Below are 6268 nucleotides of genomic sequence, written 5' to 3'. Positions count from 1 at the left end.
CCGCGACCTGGGCGTCTTCACCCAGACCGAGGTGCGCCCGCTGGTAATGACCAGCCGGGCGGCGGTGGACGCCGCCCGCCGCCACCTCACCGATCTCGGTGAGGTCGTCGACTGTTCCGCGACCGACCCCCACGCCGTCGACCCGGCCGCGCTGCTCGCCGCGCTGCGCGACCGCGGCTTGCGCCGCGTCCTCACCGAGGGCGGCCCGACGCTGCTGGGCGCGTTCGTCGACGCCGAGCTGCTCGACGAGCTGTGCCTGACGGTCGCGCCGTTCGTGGTGGGCGGCGTCCACCGCCGCCCGGCTGGTCATTACCAGCGGGCGCACCTCGGTCTGGGTGAAGACGCCCAGGTCGCGGTCCAACCGCCCCGACCCGGTGACAACGGCCAGCGGCGGTATCTCGGCCTGGCCGCGGGCCTGCCGCTGCTGGCGCGCGGCCACCCCGAGGTGGGCGCCCTTGTACCCCTCGGCGCGCACGGTGCCGGCGCCGACCACGATGACGTCGGCGAGCTCGCGCAGCAGGTGGAACAGGGACCGGTCGCCGGGACCGCCGAGCGCGCCGCTCTTGCCGTCGGCCGTGGCGCCGCCGTCCACGCTGGCGATGAAGTTGGCCCGCAGCCAGGTGCCGACACCGTCGGGGTAGCCGTAGAGCCCGGCCAGGTCACCGTTGGTCACCTCGCGCGCCGATTGCAGCACGGTCAGGATCCCGGCGGCGTCGGACTCGGGCATGGGTTCGATTGCAGCACGCCGATACAGTTCTCGCATGCACGGGTCCACCGCGAAGGACGCTCGGGGCCGAGTGGCCCGCCTCGTGGACCGGCATCCCACCGTCTCCCCGGAGCGCCTCATCGCCCAGCTGCGCCCCCCACCCACCTTCGCCGACGTGAGCTTCGCGACGTATCACCCGGATCCGGCCGAGCCGACCCAGGCCGCCGCGGTGCTGGCCTGCCAGGACTTCTGCAGGCAGGCTGTCGAGCGCCGCGCCGGGCGCCGCAGACTGTTCGGCCGCCGCGAGGTCACGCCCGGCGTGGGGATCTACCTCGACGGCGGGTTCGGCGTCGGCAAGACGCACCTGCTGGCGTCGGCGTACTACGCGCTGCCCGGCGACGGGCCCGCGCCCCCGACCCCGAAGGCGTTCGCCACCTTCGGCGAGTTGACCCAACTGGCGGGCGTGTTCGGGTTCGTCGAGTGCATCGAGTTGCTCGCCGGCTACACCGCGGTGTGCATCGACGAATTCGAGCTCGACGACCCGGGCAACACCACGCTGATCGCCCGGCTGTTGTCGTCGTTGGTGCAGCGGGGCGTCTCGGTGGCCGCGACGTCCAACACCCTGCCCGAGCAGCTGGGCGAGGGCCGCTTCGCGGCTCAGGATTTTCTTCGTGAAATCAACACGCTGGCAAGTATTTTCACCACCGTGCGGATCGAGGGGCCGGACTATCGGCACCGCGATCTGCCGCCGGCGCCGCAGCCGCCGTCGGATGAGGAGGTGGCCGAGCGCGCCGCGCGGGTGGCCGGGGCGACGCTCGACGACTTCGACGCGCTGTGCGCGCACCTGGCCACCATGCACCCGTCGCGGTACCTGTCGCTGATCGAGGGTGTGACGGCGGTGTTTCTCACCGGCGTGCACCGGATCGACGACCAGAACGTCGCGCTGCGGCTGGTGGCCCTGACCGACCGGCTCTACGACGCCGGCATCCCGGTGGCGGCGTCGGGGGAGCGGCTGGACAGCGTCTTCAGCGAAGAGATGCTCGCCGGCGGCTACCGCAAGAAGTACCTGAGGGCGATGTCTCGCCTCTTGGCGCTCAACGCAGCCGCCGAGTCATGACGAAGTCGTTCTCCAGGCGCCCGCCCACCCGAAACGTGCGGGTGCCGGTGACGGTGAACCCGCTCTTGGTGTAAAACCGTTGTGCCCGTTCGTTTTCCCGGTTGACGCCCAGCCAGACGGCGGTCACGCCCCACCGCCTGGCGACGTCGAGCGCCCGCTCCAGCAGCGCCGTCGCGACCCCGCGGCCGTGCTGCTCGGACAGCACGTAGATCTTCGACAGCTCGGCGGTGCCGTCGGCCGCGCCGCGAACCACCATGGCGTAGCCCAGCATTCGGTCATGGCGCGTCGCGGTGATGACGGCGCGGCCCGGGTCGGCCAGGTAGTGCGCGAAGCGCTCGGCCGACAGGTGCGTCGCGACGAAGGACGCGATGTCCTCGGGGGTGACCGACGGCGGGCACGCCAGCGAAAAGGTTTGTGCGGCAAGCTCAGCCAGTTGATGGGTGTCGGCGTGGTCTGCGGTGGCCAGGCGCAGTGTCACAGATTCCATTGCGCGAGGTGGTAACCGGTCTTCTTGTCCAGCAGCACGACCGTGGACACCGGGTCGCGATAGGCGTCCCAGTACACCTCGCCGCGCACGACCGCCCCGTTGGGCGCGTTGACCAAGACGTTGTCGAGCGCGTCGGGCGCATCGGAGGTCCGGGGCTTGTAGGCGTCGGCGTACGGGGTCACCCCGTCGAAGTTGAAGATGGTCGCCATGATGAACGGATTGGGCACCCGCACGGCGTGGATGGCCACGTCCGCGCGTTCGACCGAGCTGCCGGGGAAGCCCTTGTAGGTGCCTTCGCGGGTGTAGCCGAATCCGGGCGGGGGGTCGCAGGGGGCGACGCCGGTGACGGTGACGTCGGCGACGAAGGTGCCGGTGTCGACCCGCAGCGTGTCGCCGATGTGGCCGATGGGCGCGTCGCCGGCGAGGGCGCGGGGCGCGGACAGGGGTGCGACGCCGACCGCGGCGGCGACGAGGGCGGCGGACAGGACGTGCCGCCCGCGGTGCGTCTTCGTCATGTCGTCGCCTCTCCGAGCGCCTGTGCTGGGACCATCGCATGATCGCACACGCGGTGATGCCGGGGGGAGGGGTCGGCTGAACCCCCGGGCGGCCGGCCCGGCCGCCGAGGGGGCCGGTCAGGGGGCCCGGCGCCGACCGACCATCGACGGTTCTGACGTAAAATTAGCGCCGATAAGATGCAAATCCTTTCTCGTTCTGCCACTCTGTAAAACATGAAACTTCTGCTTATTGTCGCCAGCGCTTTCGCCGCAATTGGCATGGCTGTTCCCGCGTACGCCGACGACGACATGGACAGCAAATTCCAAGCGTCGCTCGACGCGGCCGGCATCACCTACGACCCGTCCACGGTGGTTGCCGCCGGCAAATGGGTGTGCACCACCTACCAGGGCGGCTCGGGGACGTCCGACGTCGTCAGCGGCCTTCAGGCCAAGAACGACGGTCTGAGTGACGACAAGGCCGCGAAGTTCGCCGCGATCGCCGCCAGCACGTATTGCCCTTACGTCATGACGTCCGGCCCGGGGGCGAAGACGGCCGGCAGCTCGTCGTAACCGGCACACGGGTGAGGCGCCCGTTAACATAACTGTGCGCTGCGGCGGGTTACGCGAAACACGGCTGCAATATTTCGCTCTTATAATTCCGCGACTGAATGCGGGGCGGGTTTCGCGTTAATTGTCGCAGGCGCCCATTCTTTGTGGTGCCGAGAGAATGGCGTCAACCATTCTTCGCGGTCGGTGGCGTCGACGCCGGGGCGCGGCGCGCGCTGTTGCCCCCGCGCGCTGTGCCGCTCCGGGGTGCCGATCCGCGACGGGTTTGCGACAATCACTGCGTTATGCGACTGCTACTGGGTTTGACGGCCGCCATCGGGTCGATCGCGCTGGCGGTGCCGGCGCACGCGGACATCGACAACGATCAGGACTTCCTCAAGGACCTGCGCGACGCGGGCATCACGTACCAGGACCCGGGCAACGCCATCACAATCGGCAAGGCCGTGTGCGACCTGCTCGACGACGGGCAGTCGGACGCCAAGATCGTGACCGACCTGCGCAACCAGAATCCGGCCTTCCAGGGGGCCAGCGCCGCGAAGTTCACCTATCTGTCGGCGGCCCACTACTGCCCGAAGTACATCACCGGCGAGGACCGCGGACCCAAGCCCGAAGGCGCCACCGGCAACTGAAGGCGGGCCGGCCACCGCCGAGTCGTCACGCGGGACGCTTGGTCGCGGCCCGTCGCGGCAGCCCTCCCGAGACCGTGAGCCGGAAGGCCGACATCGACGAGTTGCTGCCGACCGCGAACCGGGGCAGGGCCATCGGGTCGCTGCGCCGGTCGGCGAACCCGGCTTCGGTCGACAGCGCCCAGCGCACCCCCAGGTCGCGCAGTACCGCCTCGGCGCGGCCGTCGAAGTCCTGCGCCCTGCCGTTCGGATAGGCGAATACGGCTGGCGGACGGCCTGTTTCGCGTTCGAGCGTCGCGCACGATTCGGTGATCTCGCGCCGCACTTTGGCGTCGCCGCAGCGAGCGAGGATCGGGTGGGTGACGGAGTGCGGATGCAGGGTGATCAGGCCGTCGGCGGCCATGTCGCGGGCCTGCGCCCACGACAGCATCGCAAACGGACCGGCGTCGTCACCGTCGCGGAACCCCAGCGCGGCAAGCATGTCGTTCAGCACCGCGCCGCGCCGGTCGTCGGGGAGCTCCTTGAGCCGTTCCACCGCGGCCACGTAGGACCCGGCCCGCGACGCATTGCCGTCGAGCGTGCGGCGGCCCAAACCCAGTGCGCGCAAGTCGATTTCGGTGACGGCGGTGCGCGAGATCGCCAGCCACAGCCGGTCCGGCCACAAGGTTCGGTCGGTGCCCATCGGGCCCGTCGCCAAGAACACCGCCGCCGGCAGGTTCAGCTCCCGCAACACCGGCGCCGCGTGCGTGGCGAGGTTGCGGGTGCCGTCGTCGAACGTGAGCGCCACCGCGCGCGGCGGCAACGTCTGAGCCTCGAGCCGCTCGAGGGCCTCCTCGAGCGGTAGCACCGCGAAGTGCTTGGCGAGGTATTCGAGTCGACGCCGCAATTGGGGCGAGTCGAGCACATGCCAGCACGCGGGGGATAGCGGTTCGTCCTCGACGCCGTGAAACATCACGATGGCGAGCCGATCCCGATGCCGCCACCGGCTCAGTGCCGGGACCCCGGCCGCGCACAACAGCGCGGCCGCGGCGTTCTTGATCGTCGCGCGGGCGGCGGGCGGAATCAGATCCCCGGGGCGTGCCATCAACTGTGAAACTGTAATCGCCCCATCCCGACCGGCTGCCGAGAACGCCGTCAAGGGCGAAACATCGCCATTCGCCGGCACACCGACAATGTCGAATCACCGATTGCTGGCGTGCGCTGGCCGGCGTGCCGGTACCACCGTTTCCCCGAAGCAGTAGACGTTTGCGTGCCGCGCCGGCCGATCCGGCCGACGGCGCGGCCACCATCCGCCTCATGTGGCGGCCGTCGGTCCCGTCTTCGGCGTCTGTACTCGTCCCGGCGACGGTGACATTTGTGCTGTTCATAAGCCTTTGCCGGACGCCGCCCGCCCCATGAGGCGGCGCTTCCCGCGGTGACGCCCGGCCGCGCGGTCCCGGCCGTCACGGGGCCGCGACGGGACGCCCCGTCGTCTTTGCCAATCGCCGCGCGCAGCGCCGCCCGGTATGCAAGGGTGGCTGGTAGCCGACGCATTAACTGAGGCCTCGAGAAGTATCTACAACTCCATCGGAAAAAATAGGGTGTTTCGTACTGAGGAGAAACAATGACCACAATGGCGCGGATTAGCGGTTCGGTGGCGGCCGTGCTCGGCGGCATCGCTGTGGCGGTGGCCCCGGCCGCGGGCGCCGACGCGGTGGACGATGTGTTCCTGCAGGTGCTGGGGCAGCAAGGCATCACCTTCAACAACCTGTCGAACCAGACGGTGGTCAACGCCGGGCACGGGGTGTGTCAGGACTGGCAGGGCGGCGCCAGCCTGATCCAGACGTTGGCTGACGTCAAGGGCGCGCTCAACCTGAGCGACAGCAACTCCGGTTTCTTCGTGGGGGCTGCCACGCAGTCGTACTGCCCGCAATACACGAGCAAGGCCACCGGCTGAGCGCCGGCTGAGACCCTCGACCGTTCCATAGCCCGCGGGACCGTGGCCCGCGGGTCCCGCGTCACTCGCCCTGTTTGGTGCCGGGCAGGTATTTGCGGGGGTTCTTCGGCAGCACCATCATCGCCACGGGGAGCCGCACCAACGCGTCGCCACCCGCGACTTCGAGGAACACGATTTCGAGTTCCAGGCGGTTCATGGGCCGGGTCTCCATCATCAAGCGGGTGCGTAAATAGCGAGGGGTCCTCAGCCACTCCACCAGGTTCATGGTTGCGACTGTACCCGGTCGATGGAAGTCATTGGTGCAGTTGCTATTTGCTGAATTTTGGCGGCACGCC

The 6268-nt window shown here is 69.4% G+C and carries 8 protein-coding genes and 2 pseudogenes; 5 read left to right on the top strand and 5 right to left on the bottom strand.

The features are described from left to right. Window positions 1-46: 46 nt before the first annotated feature. A pseudogene (locus A5714_RS26830) lies at window positions 47-241 on the top strand (dihydrofolate reductase family protein); the annotation flags it as partial. 45 nt (window positions 242-286) lie between these two features. Here the strand turns inward: A5714_RS26830 and A5714_RS26825 are convergent. Continuing rightward, window positions 287-727: pseudogene (locus A5714_RS26825) on the bottom strand (dihydrofolate reductase family protein); the annotation flags it as partial. Here A5714_RS26825 and zapE point away from each other — a divergent pair. Next, entirely contained in the window at window positions 726-1823 is a 1098-nt protein-coding gene (gene zapE, locus A5714_RS00665; RefSeq protein ID WP_156747106.1) for a cell division protein ZapE, read from the top strand. The pseudogene A5714_RS26825 and the gene zapE sit on opposite strands and share 2 nt — an antisense overlap. Here the strand turns inward: zapE and A5714_RS00660 are convergent. Next, complete coding sequence (locus A5714_RS00660; RefSeq protein ID WP_068281777.1) at window positions 1801-2310, bottom strand: GNAT family N-acetyltransferase; 510 nt, start codon at window positions 2308-2310, stop codon at window positions 1801-1803. The two genes, zapE and A5714_RS00660, sit on opposite strands and share 23 nt — an antisense overlap. Beyond that, a complete protein-coding gene (locus tag A5714_RS00655; RefSeq protein ID WP_068074457.1) occupies window positions 2298-2825 on the bottom strand; it encodes a hypothetical protein in 528 nt (175 codons plus the stop codon). The genes A5714_RS00660 and A5714_RS00655 overlap by 13 nt, the downstream gene beginning before the upstream one ends. Window positions 2826-3038: 213 nt before the next feature. Here A5714_RS00655 and A5714_RS00650 point away from each other — a divergent pair, with 213 nt between their 5' ends. Together A5714_RS00650 and A5714_RS00645 are read left to right on the top strand one after the other, a co-directional pair. Continuing rightward, window positions 3039-3374, top strand: a complete 336-nt coding sequence (locus A5714_RS00650; RefSeq protein ID WP_068074454.1) for a DUF732 domain-containing protein — start codon at window positions 3039-3041, stop codon at window positions 3372-3374. A gap of 281 nt (window positions 3375-3655) precedes the next feature. Further along, entirely contained in the window at window positions 3656-4000 is a 345-nt protein-coding gene (locus A5714_RS00645) for a DUF732 domain-containing protein (protein WP_068074451.1), read from the top strand. A 25-nt stretch (window positions 4001-4025) separates the two neighbouring features. Here the strand turns inward: A5714_RS00645 and A5714_RS00640 are convergent, their stop codons facing one another. After that, complete coding sequence (locus tag A5714_RS00640; RefSeq protein WP_068074448.1) at window positions 4026-5081, bottom strand: polysaccharide deacetylase family protein; 1056 nt, start codon at window positions 5079-5081, stop codon at window positions 4026-4028. 519 nt (window positions 5082-5600) lie between these two features. On the opposite strand from A5714_RS00640, the gene A5714_RS00635 reads away from it, so the two are divergent. Further along, entirely contained in the window at window positions 5601-5933 is a 333-nt protein-coding gene (locus A5714_RS00635) for a DUF732 domain-containing protein (RefSeq protein WP_082959494.1), read from the top strand. A 61-nt stretch (window positions 5934-5994) separates the two neighbouring features. Here A5714_RS00635 and A5714_RS00630 read toward each other — a convergent pair whose 3' ends face one another. After that, the gene (locus A5714_RS00630) at window positions 5995-6198 is read right to left on the bottom strand and encodes a hypothetical protein (RefSeq protein WP_068074445.1); all 204 of its coding nucleotides are present in this window, start codon (window positions 6196-6198) and stop codon (window positions 5995-5997) included. Window positions 6199-6268: the final 70 nt, after the last annotated feature.

Origin of the sequence: Mycobacterium sp. E2462, assembly GCF_001672685.1 — a bacterium.
In the GTDB taxonomy this organism is placed as follows: Bacteria; Actinomycetota; Actinomycetes; order Mycobacteriales; family Mycobacteriaceae; genus Mycobacterium.
The sequence above is the reverse complement of the archived record's forward strand: the minus strand, read 5'-3'. Positions and strand labels throughout refer to the sequence as shown.